The 17,966-nt window shown below is 72.6% G+C and carries 20 protein-coding genes; 13 read left to right on the top strand and 7 right to left on the bottom strand.

Annotated elements, in window-relative coordinates; translation table 11 throughout:
• Positions 1-20 precede the first annotated feature (20 nt).
• Positions 21-476 (bottom strand): nitroreductase/quinone reductase family protein, encoded by a 456-nt coding sequence (locus ACFT55_RS11235; RefSeq protein ID WP_380243912.1) that lies wholly within the window; start codon positions 474-476, stop codon positions 21-23.
• A gap of 175 nt (positions 477-651) precedes the next feature.
• On the opposite strand from ACFT55_RS11235, the gene ACFT55_RS11240 reads away from it, so the two are divergent.
• Complete coding sequence (locus ACFT55_RS11240; protein WP_380243913.1) at positions 652-1,425, top strand: hypothetical protein; 774 nt, start codon at positions 652-654, stop codon at positions 1,423-1,425.
• Positions 1,426-1,557: 132 nt separating this feature from the next.
• Here ACFT55_RS11240 and ACFT55_RS11245 read toward each other — a convergent pair whose 3' ends face one another.
• Entirely contained in the window at positions 1,558-2,739 is a 1,182-nt protein-coding gene (locus tag ACFT55_RS11245) for a D-alanyl-D-alanine carboxypeptidase family protein (protein ID WP_380243914.1), read from the bottom strand.
• 234 nt (positions 2,740-2,973) lie between these two features.
• On the opposite strand from ACFT55_RS11245, the gene ACFT55_RS11250 reads away from it, so the two are divergent.
• Entirely contained in the window at positions 2,974-3,285 is a 312-nt protein-coding gene (locus tag ACFT55_RS11250) for a DUF4235 domain-containing protein (protein WP_380243915.1), read from the top strand.
• 28 nt (positions 3,286-3,313) lie between these two features.
• Here the strand turns inward: ACFT55_RS11250 and ACFT55_RS11255 are convergent, their stop codons facing one another.
• Both ACFT55_RS11255 and ACFT55_RS11260 read right to left on the bottom strand, forming a co-directional pair.
• Entirely contained in the window at positions 3,314-3,607 is a 294-nt protein-coding gene (locus ACFT55_RS11255; protein ID WP_380243916.1) for a DUF4287 domain-containing protein, read from the bottom strand.
• A complete protein-coding gene (locus ACFT55_RS11260; protein ID WP_380243917.1) occupies positions 3,607-3,978 on the bottom strand; it encodes a cupin domain-containing protein in 372 nt (123 codons plus the stop codon). The genes ACFT55_RS11255 and ACFT55_RS11260 overlap by 1 nt, the downstream gene beginning before the upstream one ends.
• Positions 3,979-4,131: 153 nt before the next feature.
• Between ACFT55_RS11260 and ACFT55_RS11265 the strand changes: the two genes are divergently transcribed.
• The 8 genes from ACFT55_RS11265 (at position 4,132) to ACFT55_RS11300 (ending at position 12,780) form a co-directional block, all read left to right on the top strand.
• Positions 4,132-5,319 (top strand): ROK family protein, encoded by a 1,188-nt coding sequence (locus ACFT55_RS11265; protein ID WP_380243918.1) that lies wholly within the window; start codon positions 4,132-4,134, stop codon positions 5,317-5,319.
• An 85-nt stretch (positions 5,320-5,404) separates the two neighbouring features.
• Complete coding sequence (locus ACFT55_RS11270) at positions 5,405-6,652, top strand: Gfo/Idh/MocA family protein (protein WP_380243919.1); 1,248 nt, start codon at positions 5,405-5,407, stop codon at positions 6,650-6,652.
• Between the two features lie 95 nt (positions 6,653-6,747).
• On the top strand, positions 6,748-7,695 hold the full coding sequence (locus tag ACFT55_RS11275; protein WP_380243920.1) for a carbohydrate ABC transporter permease: 948 nt from the start codon (positions 6,748-6,750) through the stop codon (positions 7,693-7,695).
• Between the two features lie 13 nt (positions 7,696-7,708).
• Positions 7,709-8,671 carry a carbohydrate ABC transporter permease gene (locus ACFT55_RS11280; RefSeq protein ID WP_380243921.1) on the top strand — a complete coding sequence of 321 codons (963 nt, stop codon included), beginning with the start codon at positions 7,709-7,711 and terminating at the stop codon, positions 8,669-8,671.
• Between the two features lie 11 nt (positions 8,672-8,682).
• Positions 8,683-10,032 carry an ABC transporter substrate-binding protein gene (locus ACFT55_RS11285; RefSeq protein WP_380243922.1) on the top strand — a complete coding sequence of 450 codons (1,350 nt, stop codon included), beginning with the start codon at positions 8,683-8,685 and terminating at the stop codon, positions 10,030-10,032.
• Positions 10,033-10,059: 27 nt separating this feature from the next.
• Positions 10,060-11,052 carry an ArsR/SmtB family transcription factor gene (locus ACFT55_RS11290; RefSeq protein ID WP_380243923.1) on the top strand — a complete coding sequence of 331 codons (993 nt, stop codon included), beginning with the start codon at positions 10,060-10,062 and terminating at the stop codon, positions 11,050-11,052.
• A 67-nt stretch (positions 11,053-11,119) separates the two neighbouring features.
• Positions 11,120-12,367 (top strand): MFS transporter, encoded by a 1,248-nt coding sequence (locus ACFT55_RS11295; protein WP_380243924.1) that lies wholly within the window; start codon positions 11,120-11,122, stop codon positions 12,365-12,367.
• 56 nt (positions 12,368-12,423) lie between these two features.
• Positions 12,424-12,780: a DUF5808 domain-containing protein gene (locus ACFT55_RS11300; RefSeq protein ID WP_380243925.1), complete on the top strand. Its 357-nt coding sequence runs from the start codon at positions 12,424-12,426 to the stop codon at positions 12,778-12,780.
• Here ACFT55_RS11300 and ACFT55_RS11305 read toward each other — a convergent pair.
• Complete coding sequence (locus ACFT55_RS11305; RefSeq protein WP_380243926.1) at positions 12,768-13,016, bottom strand: helix-turn-helix domain-containing protein; 249 nt, start codon at positions 13,014-13,016, stop codon at positions 12,768-12,770. The two genes, ACFT55_RS11300 and ACFT55_RS11305, sit on opposite strands and share 13 nt — an antisense overlap.
• Before the next feature lie 197 nt (positions 13,017-13,213).
• Here ACFT55_RS11305 and ACFT55_RS11310 point away from each other — a divergent pair, with 197 nt between their 5' ends.
• Complete coding sequence (locus ACFT55_RS11310; protein ID WP_380243927.1) at positions 13,214-13,456, top strand: hypothetical protein; 243 nt, start codon at positions 13,214-13,216, stop codon at positions 13,454-13,456.
• A 17-nt stretch (positions 13,457-13,473) separates the two neighbouring features.
• On the opposite strand, the gene ACFT55_RS11315 is transcribed toward ACFT55_RS11310, so the two are convergent.
• Positions 13,474-13,758 (bottom strand): hypothetical protein, encoded by a 285-nt coding sequence (locus ACFT55_RS11315; RefSeq protein WP_380243928.1) that lies wholly within the window; start codon positions 13,756-13,758, stop codon positions 13,474-13,476.
• Between the two features lie 245 nt (positions 13,759-14,003).
• On the opposite strand from ACFT55_RS11315, the gene ACFT55_RS11320 reads away from it, so the two are divergent.
• Entirely contained in the window at positions 14,004-15,059 is a 1,056-nt protein-coding gene (locus ACFT55_RS11320; RefSeq protein WP_380243929.1) for a hypothetical protein, read from the top strand.
• On the opposite strand, the gene ACFT55_RS11325 is transcribed toward ACFT55_RS11320, so the two are convergent.
• Positions 15,056-15,445, bottom strand: a complete 390-nt coding sequence (locus ACFT55_RS11325; protein WP_380243930.1) for an ArsR/SmtB family transcription factor — start codon at positions 15,443-15,445, stop codon at positions 15,056-15,058. The two genes, ACFT55_RS11320 and ACFT55_RS11325, sit on opposite strands and share 4 nt — an antisense overlap.
• A 231-nt stretch (positions 15,446-15,676) precedes the next feature.
• Here ACFT55_RS11325 and ACFT55_RS11330 point away from each other — a divergent pair, with 231 nt between their 5' ends.
• Entirely contained in the window at positions 15,677-17,869 is a 2,193-nt protein-coding gene (locus tag ACFT55_RS11330) for an LPXTG cell wall anchor domain-containing protein (RefSeq protein ID WP_380243931.1), read from the top strand.
• Positions 17,870-17,966 lie beyond the last annotated feature (97 nt).

Raw genomic sequence — 17,966 nt, forward strand, 5'->3', positions numbered from 1 at the left:
CCCACCGGCGGGCCGCCCGATCAGCGTCGCGTCAGCAGGATGACCGGGAGCTCCCGGTCCGTCTTCTGGGCGTAGCCGGCGAACCCGGGTGCCGTCGCCGTGATCTGCTCCCAGGCGGCCGCGCGCTCGGCGCCGTGCAGCTCGGTGGCCGAGACGGCGAGCTTCTCGCCGGCGGTCTCGACCGTCACGCGATCGGGGTGGGCCGCAAGGTTGAGGTACCACGCGGGGTTGTTCGCAGCGCCCGCCGCCGACGCCACCACGAACCAGCCGCCGTCGTCGCTCGGGAACGAGGCGACCGGCACGGGCCGCTCCTGGCCGCTCTTGCGGCCGATCGTCGTGAGGACGATCGCGTCCCCGCCCCCGGCGCGGCCGCCCTTGCGACGGATCCGGCTCGCCATCCTGCGGTTGATCCAGGCGAGGACGGGGCCGCGCGGCTGTCGCGCGCCGCGCGTGCCCTGGGGGTGGGTGAAGGTCATGGCCCTGAACGTAGACCTGCCTACGGACATCGGACAGGGGGCACCGGCAGGCGCCGGTGGCGTCCACCGCTCGGCCAGCGGGTGAAATTTCGCGCCACGACTGATTTCGACGGGCACACGTCCCGCCCGCCTGAATACGATCCGCGCAGCCCCTCCATCACCCGAAAGGTTCCTCATGCGCCTTCTGTCCAAGCTCGCGGTCACCACGGTGGCGGCCGCGTCGCTGCTGCTCGGCACCGCCGTCGTGCCGGCGTCGGCCGCGACCGCCCCGCCGATCAACGTGACCTCCATCAAGGTCACGCCGTCCAACGGGAGCATCGCGACCAACTCCGCGACCAAGTACTACGACGTGCGGACGGCCGTGAAGGTCGGTGACGTCAGCGCCTGGGGCGAGTACTGGTGGGCGGACATCTACGCCGACGTGTACCGGGGCAGCCACCGGGTGGCGTCCCGGGTCAAGCTGGGTGTCGTCGCGTCCCAGAACTACAAGAGCCTGGACGGCTACATCGTCGCCAAGAACCGGTGGGGCCGTGGCGACTTCAAGGTGAAGAACATCCGCGCCCTCGTCGACACCTACGGCACCACCGCGAAGGACGTCCTCGTCCGGGACGGCGCCTACACGGGCGGCGCGTTCAAGATGCGGTCCGCGATCGACGGCAAGCTCAAGTACCACAACGCGATCCGCGTGACGGCGAGCGGCAGCCACAAGACCGTGAAGATCGGCATCCGCCGGTACACGCCGAGCGGCTGGAACGCGTACTCCTACGCCAAGGTCAAGATCCAGTACAAGACCTCCAGCGGCTGGAAGACCCGCAAGACCGTCACGCTGAACAGCGAGGGTCTCAAGACCTACAAGTTCACGACGTCGCACCGGTACAAGTACCGCCTGTCGATCGCGCCGACCACCAAGGTCGCCGGCGGCACGACCACCCCGAGCTCGCGCATCTGACGCTCGGGCGCCACACGACGAGGGCCTCCGGCCCGGGGACGACTGACGTCCCCGGACCGGAGGCCCTTCGTGTGCTCGGTGCGCGGCACGGTGACCTGCTCGATGTCGTGCAAGGTGTCGTGCTGAGGGCCGTCAGCCCATCTGCGCGACGGCGTCCGTCCACTCCCAGTGCCAGGGCTCGTACTTCGAGCCGCCCGGCCGGGCCCAGTCGGGGTTGTCCCACCCGTACGTGGGGGCGTTCGCGGCCAGCCAGGCCCACCGGGCGCCCGCGTACGTCTCGGGGCAGATGTCGACGGCGAGGCCCCAGCCGTGGTTGGACGTGCCAGGCGGGGCGGCGAGATAACCCTTGGCGGCCTTGGTCGCGACCTGCTGGGAGTAGGAGCGGAAGCCGTCCGTGATGCACATCGGCTCGCCCCACGCGGCCTGGTAGGCCTCGTTGAGCTCGGCGAGCGCCACGGCCGCGTCCGCGCGGACCTGCGTGTGCCCGTCCCACAGGGTGCAGAGCTCGCTGGCGGCGATCAGGCCGTTGCTGCCCGCCCCGGTCGCCACGCCGGAGCACCCGGGCAGCACCGGGGGTGCTTCTTCGATCTCGCCGCCGTCGAGGGTCTCGACCGACATCGTCGCCTTGTCCGAGACGGTGATCTGCGCGCCGCCCTTCACCGTCTTCTTCACCGCGCCGGCCTGCACGCCGGCCTTCGCCCCGGAGGTCCGCGCCCCGCTGCGCGAGGCAGCGTCGTCGCGGCCGTCGACGGCGGCGGCCGCCGCTGCGGTGATCGACTCGAGCGCGCCCGTCGTGGGCTGGTCGTCCGTCTCGGGGGCACCGGCCTGCGGTGCGATGGCGGTGAGCGTCGTCGTCGTGGCGACGGCGACCGTCAGCCCGACGCCGAGGCTCGTCCACCGGCTCGGCGTACGGCCCTTACGGACCGGCTTGCGTGTCGTAGCGCGTGCGGGGGCGCGGCCGGCGGGGCGACCGGCGTCCGCCGCGCGGGCCGACCCGAACACGTGGGCGTGCGGGAACACGGGCGCGGGTGCCGGGGGCCGGACGGGCTCGGCGGACCGGACGGGCTCGGCGGACCGGACGGGCTCGGCGGACCGGACCGGCTCGGGAGGTCGCACGGGCTCGGGGTGCGGGGCAGGTGCGGGGAGCCGCACGGGTCGAGGTGCCGGCGTCAGCCGGGGCAGCGGGGTCTCCGCCGCTGGGGGCCCGGCGGCGGCGGCGACGGAGCGGCTGCGACCACCGCGGCCGGGGTCGCGACGGCTGGGGTACGTCCGCGTGGGCGGGGCCGCGGCAGGCGCGGGCTGGATGGTCGTCATCGTGACCGCTCGTCCGCGCGCGGGGAGCAGGGGGCGCCGCGCCGCGCGGTGTCCCGAAGAACCTGGGGTGACATGCGACCTCTCTTGTTGCCTGGACCGCCGCGCCGAAGGTACCTCACCACCAGCGACAAGTCACGAAACGGTCACGGCAGGAGGTGGCCGTCCGGGCGCGCCGGCCACGGTCGGGGCGTCGGGAGTCCTGCGGGAACAGCGTGCCGGGCCTAGCGTCGGACCATGAGCAAGGACATCGACCGCACCGAGAAGAGCGGCGGCAAGGCCGCCAAGATCCTGTACCGGCCGGTGGGGATCGTGAGCTCGATCGTCGGCGGGATCGTGGCAGGTCAGGTCTTCAAGCAGGTGTACAAGCGCGTCGCGCCCGGCCATCCCGACGACGCGCCCACGCCCCTGCAGTCCGAGTACCGCTTCCGGGAGGTCGTGCTCGCGGCGTTGCTGCAGGGCGCGATCTTCTCCGTCGTGAAGGCGGTCATCGACCGCGGCGGGGCGCGCGCCTTCGAGCGGTGGACGGGGGAGTGGCCGGGCGACTGAGCCGCCCGGCCGCCGCCGTCCCGCGTCGTCACCAGTCCGCAGGACGGGTGTCCTTGCCGTCGAGCCACAGGCGGTCGCTCGCGTCGCTGTGCGACCCGCCGGACCCGACGTGCTTGGAGGGGATCCGGTCGCCCTTGATGATCACGTGCGCCACCGCCTGGGCGTGGCCGTGGCCGATCCCGTAGGTCTCCTTGAGCCAGGTGATCACCGGCATCGTCTTGCTGTCCGGCCCGAACCCCTGCTCGGCGGCGGCGTCGACGAGCTGGCGGGGCGTGAGGCCCGTGCGGGTCTCGACGTTGTCGAGGTATGCCTGGAACGACATCAGTGGGCCTCCGTCTCGTCGTGCATGGTCTCGTCCTGCTTGTCCTGCTGGATCATCGTGGCAGAGGCGTGGATGCACATCATGCGCAGCACTCCGGCGCCGGTGTTGGTGAAGCCGTGCCACACGTCCGGTCCGACGACGGCGGTGTCGCCGGCGCGGGCGACGACCGTGCGGTCGGCGATGCGGATCGTCGCCTCCCCCTCCAGCACCGACCAGGTCTCCGTGTAGGGGTGGCGGTGCAGGTCCGGGCCCTGGCCCGGGTCGTTCGTGACGAGGAAGAACGAGACGCCCGAGCCGTGCTGCCGCCCCTCGAAGCGGAGCGTGCGCGAGCCGGGGATGCGGATCGTGTCGGCGGTGACCACCGCGGTCATGGGTGTGCTCCTTCGGTCGGTCGACGTCGCGGGCCGTGCCGCGACGGGTCCAGCCTCGTGACGGTGCCGGCGCGGGACGAGCGTTTCGACGTGCGTCGAAAGGTCAGGCGCTATTCATTGACACGGTGAAGGAATGAGCGCCAGGGTACAAGGGTGCAGCGCCGCGCAGACGTCCCCCGCCTCGGCTCGCTCGGGCCTTCCGCCCGAGCGGTGGTGCGCACCCTCCTGCTGGCCGGCCCGCTGTCCCGCGCGGAGCTCGCCCGGCGACTCGAGCGCTCCCCGGCCAGCCTCACCAAGATCACGCAGCCGCTGCTGGCCGCAGGCCTGATCAGTGAGGACACCGCCCCCGCCGCGGAGAGCCCCGGCCGGCCGGGCGCCCCCCTCGCGCTGCGCGCCGCGCGCCACCGGTTCCTCGGCGTCAAGGTCACCTCGGACGAGGTGTACGCGGTCCGCACGGACGCCACCGGGCGCGTCGAAGCCTCGCGGCACCGCCCCCTGGCCGACGTCGAGCAGTCCACCGTCGTCCGGCAGATTGTTGAACTGGTGAAGGAACTCGCCGGCCAGCACGAGATCGAGGCGCTCGGGATCGGCCTCGCCGGCCAGATGTCCCGGTTCGACGACACCGTGCGCGCCAACCCGTTCCTCGGCTGGGACCAGGTGCCGCTGGCCGGCGTCCTGGAGGAGGCCACCGGGATCCCCACCGTGCTCAGCGAGGACGCCCGCGCGCTGACCGCCGGGGTCCAGTGGTCCGGCCCGGGCCGCGGGATGAGCGACCTCGCGGTCCTGACCGTCGGCGTCGGCGTGGGCCTGGGCATCGTCCTCGACGACCGGGTGCTCGCCGGGCCGACGGGCAGGGTGGGCAGGATCGGGCACGTGCGCGTCTCCGACTCCGGCCCGCTGTGCGGGCACGGACATCGCGGCTGCGCCTCGGCGTTCCTCACCACGGCGGCCATCACCCAGGCCGTCGGCGTGCCGCACGGCCGGTCCGACGTCGACCTCGAGACCGCCATCGCGCTCGCGGACGAGGGCGACCCGGTCGCCCTGCGCGTCTTCCACGACGCCGGCCACGCCCTGGGGGTGCTGGTCGCCCAGCTCGTGAACATCCTCGGTCTGCCCGCGGTGATCCTCGCCGGCGACGGGCTCGGGATGCTCGCCCACGCCCGGACCGCCATGGACGCCGCCGTCGCCCAGCACCTCGACCCGAACGCCACCCCACCGACAGTCGTGGCCTTCTCGTCCGGGTTCGACGAGTGGGCCCGCGGCGCGGCGGTCGTCGCCTGCCAGTGGATGCTCGTCGACCCGCCCGCACCCGCCGGACCGGCACGCGGCACCCGCACCTGACCACCCAGCACCTGACCACCCAGCACCTGACCACCCAGCACCTGACGCACGGCACCTGACACACCCGCCACACCAGGAGGCACCGTTGTCCGCACTTCCCCTCGACCCGACCGCCCCGCTCGCCCCGGATGCCGGGTCGATCAGCATCGGCATCGTCGGCGCCGGCCAGTTCTCCCGCAGCTTCGCGACGCTCTGGGACCTGCACCCCAACGTCGACCGGCTCACGATCACCGACCTCGTCCCCGAGCGGGCCAAGGCGCTGGCGGACCGCTACGAGCGCGCCACCGTCGTCGACAGCTTCGAGGAGATGCTCGACTCGGACGTCGACGCCGTCGCGATCTTCACCCAGCGGTGGACGCACGCGCCGCTCGTGCTCGCCGCGCTGGACGCGGGCAAGCACGTCTACTCGGCGGTACCGATGGCCACCGAGCTCACCGACATCGAGGCGATCATCGCCGCCGTCGAACGCACCGGCCTCACCTACATGATGGGCGAGACGAGCTACTACAACCCCGCCACCGTCTTCATCCGGCAGAAGGTGCGCGAGGGCGCCCTCGGCCAGGTGTTCTACGCCGAGGGCGACTACGTCCACGACATGGACCTCGGGTTCTACGCCGCCTACCAGTACAGCGGCGGGGAGAACTGGAAGGCCACCGCCAGCTACCCGCCCATGCTCTACCCGACGCACGCGATCGGCGGCGTCCTCGGCGCGCTGCCCACCCGCGCCGTCAGCGTGAGCTGCATCGGCGTTGAGGACCAGCGCGGCGACGGCGTGTTCGACCGCGAGGTCAGCCAGTTCGGGAACAGCTTCTCCAACGCCACGGCCCTGTTCGAGCTGTCCGACGGCGGCGCGATGCGCACCAACGAGATGCGCCGGGTGGGCTACCCCTCCCACATCCGGGAGTCCCGTTTCCGCTTCTTCGGCACCGAGGCCAGCTTCGAACAGCTCGCCCACCAGAGCGTCTGGAACGACAAGGAGACCTCCACGGACCTCTCCGCCGACTTCGTCCCCGTCCGAGGCGGTGCCGACGAGGCGGACCTCGCCGACGTGGACCCGGCGCTGCGCGAGGCGTTCACGTCCGGGTCCGCACCGGTCCACGACCGGACGCGGCTGCCCGCCACCTACGCCGACGCGCCGAACGGGCACGAGGGCGCGCACCACTTCCTCGCCGACGACTTCGTGCGCGGCGTGGTCAGCGGCGAGCACCCGCCCGTGGACGCCTGGCGGTCCGCGCTGTTCACCGCCCCCGGCATCGTGGCGCACGCCTCGGCGCTCGCGGGCGGCGAGCGACTGCCCATCCCGGACTTCGGGAGCGGGCCCGCGCGGGACTGAGAGCCCGCGCACCGGCTGAGCACCACCGGCCCGGCGTCGTCGTCGACGCCGGGCCGTCCCGAGCACCGCTTGCAACGACGCAAGGAGGTACATCGATGTCTGCCCCGACCGCTCCGACAGCACCGGCGGCCCCGACCGCACCACCGCCGCCGGCCCCCCGACGAGCGCAGGGGAGGCGCCGCGACGACACGCGCCTCGCCCTGCTGTTCATCCTGCCGGCCACGATCGGCCTGCTGGTCTTCTACTTCTGGCCGCTGGTCCGCGGCGTCTGGCTGAGCTTCACGTCCTGGGACCTGCTCAGCCCCGCCGAGTTCGTCGGCCTGGACAACTACCGCGCCATGGTGGCGGACCCGGTGTTCTGGAACGCGGTCCGCGTCACGCTGCTGTACGTCGTGATCAACATCGGGTTGCAGACCGTCGTGGCCCTGGTCCTCGCGGTGCTCATGCAGCGGCTCAGCCGCTCCACGCTGCTGCGCTCGCTCGTGCTGGCGCCGTACCTCGTCTCGAACGTGGTCGCGGCCCTCGTGTTCCTGTGGATCCTCGACTACCAGCTGGGCATCGGCAACCAGGTCCTGGAGTGGATGGGGCTGGACCGGATCGGCTTCTTCACCTCCGAGGCCTGGGCCATCCCGACCATCGCGGTGGTGAACGTCTGGCGGCACATGGGCTACACCGCCCTGCTGATCTTCGCCGGGCTCCAGACCATCCCGCAGAGCACCTACGAGGCGGCCCGGGTGGACGGCGCCTCCGAGCCGCGGATGTTCTTCGGCATCACACTGCCGTTGCTGCGACCCATCCTCGGCCTGGTGCTGATCATCTCGGTGATCGGCTCGTTCCAGGTCTTCGACACCGTGGCCGTCACGACCGACGGAGGTCCGGTGGACGCCAGCCGGGTGCTGCAGCTCTACATCTACGACAAGGCGTTCGGGCAGTTCGACTTCGGCTACGCGTCCGCGCTGAGCGTCGCGCTGCTGCTGATCCTGGTGGTCGTCACCTTCTTCCAGTACCGCATGACGCGGGCCGGCCAGACGGACCTGAGCTAGGGAGGCGGCACCCATGACCGAGACCACGACGGCACCCGTCGAACCCCTGACCACCGGCGTCCTCGCCCCGCCCGACGGGACGGAGCGGCGCCGGCGCCGCCGCCCGCCCAGCATCGGCCGGGTGCTGGCCTGGGCGGTGATGATCCTGCTGCTGCTCGTCACCCTGTTCCCCTTCTACTGGATGCTGCGCACGGCCCTGTCCAGCAACGGGGCCCTGTACGCGAACTCCACCTCCCTGTTGCCGGTCGGCTTCAGCTGGGGCGGCTTCGAGCGGGTCTTCGGGCTCCAGAGCACCGAGGAGGCGATCGCCCAGGGCGGGTCCGGCGCGTCCATCGACTTCTGGCTCTACCTGCGGAACTCGGTGGTGGTGGCCACGGTGGTCACCGCCTGCCAGGTGTTCTTCTCCGCGATGGCCGCCTACGCGTTCTCCCGGCTGCACTGGCGGGGACGCGACGCGGTGTTCAGCGTCTTCCTGCTGTCGCTGATGGTGCCCGCGATCTTCACCCTGCTGCCGAACTTCGTCCTGGTCCGCGAGCTGGGGCTCATCGACACGCTGCTCGGCATCATGCTGCCGGGGCTGTTCATGACCCCGTTCGCCATCTTCTTCCTGCGGCAGTTCTTCATGAACGTCTCCACGGAGGTGGAGGAGGCCGCGCTGATCGACGGGGCCAGCAAGGTCCGGGTGTTCTTCGCGGTGATCGTCCCGATGTCGGTGGCACCGATCGCGACCATCGCGATCCTCACCTACATCGGCTCCTGGAACGACTACTTCTGGCCGCTGATGGTCTCCTACACCGACGACTCGCGGGTGCTCACGGTGGCCCTGGGGAACTTCAACGCGCAGACCCCGCAGACGGGGCCGGACTGGGCCGGGCTGATGGCCGCGACCCTGGTGGCCGCGCTGCCGATGATCCTGCTCTTCGTCGTCTTCGCGAGACGGATCGTCAACTCCATCGGCTTCAACGGGATCAAGTGAGGCGGCGCACCGTGCAGCACACACGTCGAAAGACCGCGGCCCTGGCCGCGGCCCTGACCGCCGGCACCCTCGTCGTCGCCGGGTGCGCGGCACCCGGCTCCCCGGACGACTCCGTCGTCGTGGACTACTGGCTCTGGGACGCCAACCAGCTGCCCGCGTACCAGCGGTGCGCGGACGCCTTCGAGGAGCAGAACCCGGACCTGAAGGTGCGGATCAGCCAGTACGGCTGGAACGACTACTGGCGCAAGCTCACGGCAGGGTTCGTGGCCGGCGCCGGTCCGGACGTGTTCACCGACCACCTCACCCAGTACCCCGGCTTCGCCAAGCGCGGGTTGCTGCGGGACCTGAACACCCTGGACGCCACCGCCGACGTCGACTACGGCGGCTTCCAGGAGGGGCTCGCGGACCTGTGGGTAGGGCAGGACGGCGCCCAGTACGGCATGCCCAAGGACTTCGACACCGTCGCCCTGTTCTACGACAAGAACGTGGTCGCCGACGCGGGGATGAGCCCGGCGGACCTCGACGGCCTCGACTGGAACCCGCAGGACGGCGGCAGCTTCGAGAAGGTCCTCGCCCACCTGAGCGTGGACGAGAACGGGGTCCGCGGCGACGAGAAGGGGTTCGACCCCGACCACGTGGCCGTGTACGGGCTCGCGTCGAACGGGTCCGGGGGCACCTCCGGGCAGACGGCGTGGTCCTGGCTCGCGGGAGCGACCGGCTGGACGTTCACCGACAAGGACGTGTGGGGCACCGAGTACCACTTCGACGACCCGCGGGTCCAGGCGTCGCTGAAGTGGCTGTTCGGGCTGGTGGACAAGGGGTTCATGGCCCCGTACGAGGAGGTGGGCACCGAGCCGAACCCGCAGCAGGCCCTCGGTTCCGGCCGGGCCGCGATCTCCGCGAACGGGTCGTGGATGCTCGGCACCTACGCCAACCTCGAGGGCGTCGACCTCGGCATCGCGTCCCTGCCGAGCGGTCCCGTCGGCCACCCGGTGTCCATGTACAACGGGCTCGCCGACTCGATCAGCGCCCAGTCGCCGGATCCTGAGGAGGCAGCCCGCTGGGTGGCGTTCCTCGGGTCGGACGACTGCCAGCGCATCGTGGGGGAGGCCGGCGTCGTCTTCCCCGCCCGGCCCGTCGGCACCGAGGCCGCGATCAAGGCCTTCGGCGAGCGCGGCCTGGACGTCTCGGTGTTCACGGACCTGGTGGAGAAGAAGCAGACGCTGTTCTTCCCGGTGACCGAGCAGTTCGGCGCGATCGACTCGATCATGACGCCGATCATGGACGAGATCTACATCGGCGACCGGGACGTCTCCACGCTCACGGAGGTGAACGACCAGGTCAACGACATGCTGAGGTGACGGACGACGGACGGCTACGGTGGCGGCGTGCCCCGCCACCGCAGCCGGAACGTCGTGGAGTTCCGCCTCGCCCCCGACGACGTCTCCGCGATCCGCTTCGGCATCTCGCCCGGCCACGAGCTCGCGCACGCGGTGCGCGTGCTCGGCCGGCCGCAGTACCACCCCCTGCAGTGGGGGTGGCTGCGCCGGGCGCGCGGCCAGGTGCCGGGGCGCGCGTTCGAGCTGCTGCGCCTGCTCGTCGGGCCCGACGGCTACATGCCCGACTTCCTCACCTCCACGCCCGGCTGGGACCTCGGCCCCGACGAGGAGGTGGCGCGGCTGCGGGAGGCCGACCTCGGGCCGGTGCGGGTCGACCTCCTCAAGCGCGTGGACCGCACCGAGGGTGCGGAGCAGCGGGTGCTACGGGCCCTCGCCGACGACCCCGAGCGGGCCCGGGCGCTCGCCGCCGACGCCTGGAGCCAGGTGTGGGACGCGGTCCTCGCCCCGTTCTGGCCCCCGCTCGAACGACTGCTGCGCGCGGACATCGGCGCGCGCTCGCGCCGGGTCACGACCCACGGGCTGGGGGCCATGGTCGACACCCTGCACGAGGCCGTGACGTGGGCCCCCGACGCCGTGCAGGTGCGCCTGCGGCTGCACGGCGAGGAGCTCGACTGCGCCGGCGGCGGCCTCGTCCTCGTGCCGTCGGTGATGGCGCCGCGATGCTCGGTCGTGACCGAGCCGCCCGCCCAGCCCACGCTCTTCTACCCGGCGCTGGGGATCTCCGAACGGTGGGCCGACGACGGCCCGGGCACGTCCGGGGCGCTCGTGGAGCTCCTCGGCGCCGGCCGCGCAGGGGTGCTGCTGGCCCTGGCCGGGCCGCTGTCCACGAGCGAGGTGGCGGCGGCCGGCGGGCTCGCGATCTCGACGGCGTCCCACCACCTGTCGCTGCTGCGCGCGGCGCGGCTGGTCGACTCGCACCGCGAGGGCCCGCGCGTGCTCCACGTGCGCACGCCCCTCGGGGAGGCGCTCGTCGGGGCGTGACCTCGGCCAGCGGGGGGCGGCGCGATGCCCCGGCCGGCACGCCGGACGGGCGCGATAGGTTCGCCCGATGCGCCGTCCCGCCCCCCGCTCGTCGCCGCCCCTCGCCCGCGTCCCGGGGTTCCGGCCGCTGCTGGCGATGTCGGCGCTGGGATTCTCCGGGTACGCGCTGCTGCTGCCGTCCGTGCCGCTGTGGGCGGTGCGCGGCGGGGCGGGGGAGGGCGGCGCGGGTCTGGTCAACGCCGTGCTCATGCTGGCCACCGTCCTCACGCAGACCACGGTGCCGTGGCTGCTGCGGCGCGTGGGGTGGCGGCCGACGATGGTGGCCGGCGTCGTGCTGCTGGGTGTGCCGTCGTTGCTGCTCATGGCCTCCGACCAGCTGAGCTGGGTCCTCGCGCTGTCCGCGGTGCGCGGCACCGGCTTCGCCGTGCTGACCGTGTGCGGGTCGTCCGCCGTCGCCGCGCTCGTGGACGGGCCGCGGCACGGACGGGCGATCGGCCTGTACGGGCTGTCGATCGCGTTCCCGCAGCTCGTGCTGGTGCCCGGCGCGGCATGGGTCGCCGAGACGCTCGACTTCCGGGTGGTGTTCGCGCTGGGTGCGCTGCCGGTGCTCGCGGTGCCGTTCGCGGCGCTGCTGGGGCGACGGCTCGACGCGGCGGCGTCCGCCGCCCGGGCCCACGATGCCGGACTTGATGACCGCTCCGACGCTGGTGCCGGCGCCGGACCGGGGGCGGCCGGGACCCTGCTGGCGCTGGTCCTGCCGTCGCTCGTGCTCCTCGCGGTGACGACGCCGGGCGGAGCGCTCCTGACGTTCGCCCCGCAGTTCGCCGGAGGCACGAGCGCCGCCGTCGCCGGACTGCTCGGGTTCACGGCGGCGACCGCGCTGGCGCGCTGGGGCGTGGGCGGCCTCGCCGACCGGCACGGTCCGCGCGTCTTCCTCGCGCCGCTCCTCGTGGTCTGCGCGGGCGGGCTGACGGTGTGCGCGGTGGCGATCGCCGACGGCGGGGCCCGGCCGGTGCTGCTCGTGCTGGGGATGACCTCCGTCGGCGTCGCCTACGGCAGCCTGCAGAACCTGACGCTCGTCGCCGCGTTCGCCGCCGTGCCGGCGCGGCACCACCCCACGGCCAGCGCCGTGTGGAACATCGGGTTCGACGCCGGCACCGGGCTCGGGTCGCTCGTGGTCGGCTTCGTCGCCGCGGGGACCAGCTTCGCCGTGGGCCTGCTGACCACGGCGGTGGTGTGCGTCGTGGTCGTGGTCGTCGTGCTGCTCGCGCGTCCGCGGACGGGCGGGGCGGCGACGGCCGCGGGTACCGGCTGACCGCGGGGGCCCCCGTGGTGCACGATGGGGGAGGACGTCGACGAGCGGAGGCCGAGATGGGCAAGCAGCACGACACCCAGCACGCTGAGGAGCACGGCAGGAAGCGGGGCGGCCCGAAGCTGATGCAGCTCGTCGTGGTCGGCCTGGTGGTCGCCGCGATCTCCAAGGAGCTGCGCAAGGACAAGGAGGACCGCACCTGGCACGGCACCGTCGCCGGGTTCGTCCCCTACGAGTTCCGGATGCCCACCATGGAACGCGTCCGCGAGCGCGTCTGGGACCCGGAGGGCGACCACCTGGTCAGCCCGCACGTCTTCGGCGTCGGCTGGACGCTCAACCTCGGGCGGATCGTTCAGCTGGTGCGGCAGCGCGCCGAGGCCGCGCGAGAGGTGAGCGCCTCCGGTCAGGACGCGTAGCCCCCGGCGGAGTGGTTCATCCCGGCGTACATGGCTGCCTTGAGCTCGTCGCGCATGACGAACCACGTGCCGCCGAGCTTGTAGCCGGGTATCACACCGGTGCGCAGCCACGTGAGGACGCCCTGGTGCGTCATGCCGAGAAGCTGGGCGACGTCGCCGGCGCTGAGGCGCTTGCCGCAGTCGGAGAAGAGGTCGTCGAGGGCGGTGCCCGTCGGGGTCGGCGGGTGGGTTGACATGCCTCGACGGTAGGGCGGCCAGGCCCGTCCGGTGGGGTACTTGCAAAAGATGCAAGGTCGCTGCATCTGGCGGCGCGAGGACGTATCTTGCTGAGTTTCGGTGGTCGCGACGACATTCGTCGTGCGACGGCGTGACGTGCGCAACGATCCGCCGCCCCGACGAGCCCGAGCGGTCGCGACGTCCCAGACTGGCCGGCATGGAACGTGACCGACCCGAGCCGACCCCGATCTACGACGCCGTGGCTGCCGCTCTCGAGTCGCGCCTCGGGCTCGCGCCGCAGGAGGCCGCAGAGGCCGGGGCGAACCCGGCGGACGACGTGCCTCCGCGCGGCGAGGCGACCGCGGGGGCGCACGACGCGGCCCCCGTCCGCGGGACCGCCACCGGCCAGGAGCCCGCGCCGGCCGAGCCGGCGTTCCTCCCGCCGCAGCTCTGGAGGTAGCCGCGCGGCGCACCCGGTCACGAGGACGGCGTGCCGCCGTCCGACGCCGCCGGGCCGCCGCGGCCGACGGCACGGAGCTGGTCCCGCAGCAGCGCCAGCGCGGGAGCGGAGAGCTGCAGCCGTCCGTCGGCCAGGGTCTCGACGATCCCGGCGCCGACCAGGGCGCGCACCTCGTCGAAGGACGTGCCCGGCGCGCGCAGGAGGTCGGCGGCCGCGACCGGGCCGGCGTGCGCCGCGATCGCGCGCAGGGTGTGGGTCGCTGCGACAGCAGCGGTGAGGACGTCGAGCACGGGGCAGGTCACTCCCGGGAAGGCGTGGGACGGGCGTGACCGCTCCCCTGCTCGAGAGTGAGGGTCGCGGTGACACTGCGTCATGGGGCGCCGTGGCGGCAACCTGAGAACGGACAAAACGGGCCGTGTTGCAAACCTTGCACGGCCTCCTCGGACCCGCTCCGCGGATGGTTCCATCGTGGGGTCCCTCTTCCCCCGACGCCAGGAGCACGCCCGATGACCTCAGGTACGCCGGACGCGGCCGGCCTCGGCTCCTGATGCGGCGGCTCGGGGTCGTGCGCCGCTGGGTCCTCGTCGACGCGCAGTCGGGCGGTGTCCTGCGTGTCGGGGACCAGGACGTGGCGGGGCTCAGCCACCGGTCGGCGCTGGACGTGCTCGGCGTGCGGCTGCTGTACCCGTCGATGGCGCGCGGCCTGGCGCTCGGGACCCACCTCACCGAGAGCGCCCGCTTCGACGGCGTGGAGCTGTCGGTCACGACCCGGATCCTGCGCGCGCCGTTCTCCGGCGTCGTGGTCGGTGCGCTCGGGCTGGTCACGCCGCCGGGCGAGCCGGGCGAGCCGCTGCCGGAGGTCGGGCTCTGGGAGTGGGTGGTCGCCCCGGGCGAGACGGCGACCCGGCAGGCCTACTGGGACCCGGTCCTCGCGCGGATCTACGGCGACCCGGTCGCGGACCCGGCCGTGCCGCGGGACGTGGCGGCCTGGTTCGCGAGCCGGCTCGCGCCGGCGAGCAGGCTCCGGCTCGCGGACCTCATCGAGCAGGGCGTCCGGTTCCCGACGGACGACCTGCGGATCCTCGGGTACTCGATCGTCGACGGGAGGGGCGGGTCGAGGGCGATGCGCCTCGTGGGCCGGACGGCGCACGGCACGGGCGGCCGCGTCTTCATGCGGGGGATGAGCCACGCGGTGACGTCGCCGGTCCACGAGCGGCTGCCGGCGCTGCACGAGCCGCGGCCCGAGCTGCAGGTCCTGGACATCCCCCGGCTCGACAGCACGGCCGCGTTCATGGTGCTGGACGTGACGTACGGGACGTTCGAGCGCCAGGCGGGGGAGGGCTGGTCCGCCCTCGGCCTCCGTGACACCCCGGCCGGCGACCTGGCCGACCTGGCCCACCCGGACGACCACGAGCGCCTCGTCCGCTTCATGGTCGACATCGGTGACGCCCCGGCGTCGATCGTCGTCCGGCTCGCCCTCGAGGAGGGTGGTCACCTCCCGTGCCGCTTGACCGCGGTGCCGCTGTCGGGGTCCGTGGCCCTGCGGCAGCTCACGTGCCGTGTCGTCCCGGTCGACCGGGCGGAGCTCTGGACCGGTCCCTAGGGGGCGCCGGGCGCGTCGTCGTGGTCGCCGAGGTAGCCGCCGCCCAGGAAGTAGCCGACGGCACCGGGGCCGAACGTGTGCGTGACCCAGGTGGTGAGCAGCTCGGCGACGCGCGCCCTCGTCACCGAGTACCGGACGGACCGCCCCTGCCGCTGGCCGGGCGGGATGTCGGCGCCGACGACCCCGAGCTGCTCCAGCTCCGCCAGGTGCGGTGCCACGGTGCTCCGCGGCAGAGCGGTCCTCGTCACGACGTCGCCGAGGAAGGCGCCCTCCGGGAACCCGGCGAGGCACCGGACGATCTCGTTCTTGACCTCGTTCCCGAAGACCGTGATGGCCACCTCGACCTCTTCGGGCCGGTCCGCGGGCGGCGCGATCTTCTTGGGCACAGGGACATTCTTACCGGTCGGGCGCCGCCGGAGACGCCTTGCGCACAGGGTGGAACACTTTGGTACGCGTGTGCCGTACCATCGTATGTATTAGACGACAAGAGGGTTGCCCTGCCCGGCGCTGCAACGCCGGGCAGGGCGGGGCTGTCCCACGTCCCTCGTCCCTGTGAGATCGGAGCGTGTTCTGTGAGACAAGTGCAAGTATCCCCGGCACGCCGGGGACGCCGCGTCGTGGCGGCGTCGACCGTCGCCGGGTTGGCGGCGCTCGGCCTGGGCGTGGGGGTGGCGCCGGCGGCGTCGGCCGCGACCACGGGGCCAGGAATCCAGATTGACGGTGTGCTCGGCGACGGGCTCACCTGGGCAGGCGCGCTGGAGAACACGGGCGGCCTGGATGTGCCGTCGTCGTTCCTGTTCTGGTGCATCCAGTCGGGGTACATCTCGCCCGACCTGCCCGTGAACTCGGCGGGGCAGCTCCAGGACCCGGAGCTGGCGTACGCGATCACGACGCACCAGGACGAGGCGGACAAGCTCACGCGCGCCGCCCTCGGTGCCTGGGTTCACCTGTCGTGGGACATGGGCACCGACGAGGTCACCGCCGACGAGCGGCGCGCGTCGTGGGAGCAGGTCCTCCGGGCGGACTACCCGCGGGTGTGGGACAAGGTGAACGAGCTGAAGGCGGAGGCTGCGAAGTACGCCGGCGGCTACACGGCCACCGGTCAGGTCGACCTGGCCGACGACGGTCGGACGGGCACGTTCACCGGCGTGGGGGTGAAGTCCCGCGCGGGTCACTACGTGCCGGGACTCAAGCTGTTCCTGGACACGGGCTCGGACGCCGTGGTGTGGGACGCGAACGGCGAGCGGACCATGACCGTCGACTCGTCGACGGCCGGCGCGGCGTTCGGTCTGCACACGACCGCGGCCCGGGCGAAGGTCACCGCGTCGGTCACGGCCGAGGGCCTGCCGGCCACGACCCTCGAGGTCGGCGACCCGGGCATCGCGAAGATCCAGGCCGTGGCCGCGGCCTCGCGCCCCGTCTCCGTGAGCCACACGGCCGACGCGAAGAACCTGCGCCTGGACTTCCAGCCCGTGGTCACCACGAAGGTCAAGGAGAAGGTCATCGAGCAGGGCGAGTCCCTGATCGACACCGTCCAGGTGGCCACGGACGGCGACTCCTGGCTGGACGTCGACGGCAAGCCTGTCGACGTCGTGTTCACCGGGACCGCGTACCGCGCCGGCGACGTGCCGGTCGGGACGCCGGCCGACGAGGTCCCCGCGGACGCGCAGGTGATCGACACCGCGACCATCACGGCGGACGGCCCCGGCACGTTCGAGGCCGACTTCGGCGCTGCGTCCGAGGCGGGGATGGTCACGTTCGTGTGGCAGGTCGTCGACACCGAGGAGGTGCAGGGGGACGCCGCGTCGTACATCCGCTCGGACTGGTCGGACTCCTACGGCCTGGCCGACGAGACCACCAGCGTGCGGCACCAGATCGACGTCAACACCTCGGCGTCGTTCCGGGAGACGAAGTCGGGTCTCTACCTCGTCGACGACATGTGGGTCGACGGGTTCCCTGACGACCACGGCGACTTCGCCGGCGGTGCTGGTTTCGACGCGGACGTGAAGCAGCTCGACCAGACGCTGTACTTCTTCCCCGAGGGTGCCGAGATCGCCGACGACAACCTCGACGCGGCGACGACGATCGGGTCGATCGACGTGCCTGCCGTCGACGGCTTCCGGCCGACGACGGGGAGCAACGACTTCAAGGTCGTCACCGAGACCGACGACGACGGCAACGAGGTCAAGGTCCCGGGCACGTACGTGTTCGTCACCCACTTCGCCGGTGACGACCGTGTCGCTCCCTTCACCTCCAGCGTCACGGACACCACCGAGCAGCTCGTCGTGACGCCGGAGTCCTCCGGCTTCACGGTGACCACGGAGGCGAAGTCCTCCGGTGACGTCGTCGTGGGCGACGAGGCGACGGTCTACGACGAGTACACCGCCACGGGCACCCTGCCCGAGGGCGCGACGATCGACTTCGAGCTGTACTCGTGGGACTCCGACGGTGCGCCGGTGTGCACCGAGCCGGTGCTGAGCACCGACGACAAGACGGCCCTGGCGAAGTCCGGGCGGTCGAGCGACCTCGTCATCACGAAGGTCGCCGAGGACACCACGTACGGGTTCGTGGAGGTCGTGACCGGCGCTGACGGTACCGAGCTGTACCGCGGCGAGTGCGGTGTCGCGGCCGAGACCATCGTCCCGACCGCGGCCGCTGACGACACCCCGGCAGTGCCGGCAGACTCCCCGGCCGGTGGTGGAGAGCTCGCGCAGACCGGTGCGAACACCCTGCCTGCCGTGGGTGCGGCCGTCCTCCTGACGGCGGCGGGCCTCGGCCTCCTGCTCTGGCGCCGCCGGCAGTCGGCCTGACAGCAGGCGGGCCGCCCGCCTGACCGTCGCACGACCCAGGTGCGGCACCCGCCGGCGCCGCGCGGGCTCACGGTGTGCCGCCCCACCTCCCAGGTGG

Source organism: Isoptericola sp. NPDC057191, assembly GCF_042670225.1.
Taxonomy (GTDB): Bacteria; Actinomycetota; Actinomycetes; order Actinomycetales; family Cellulomonadaceae; genus Isoptericola.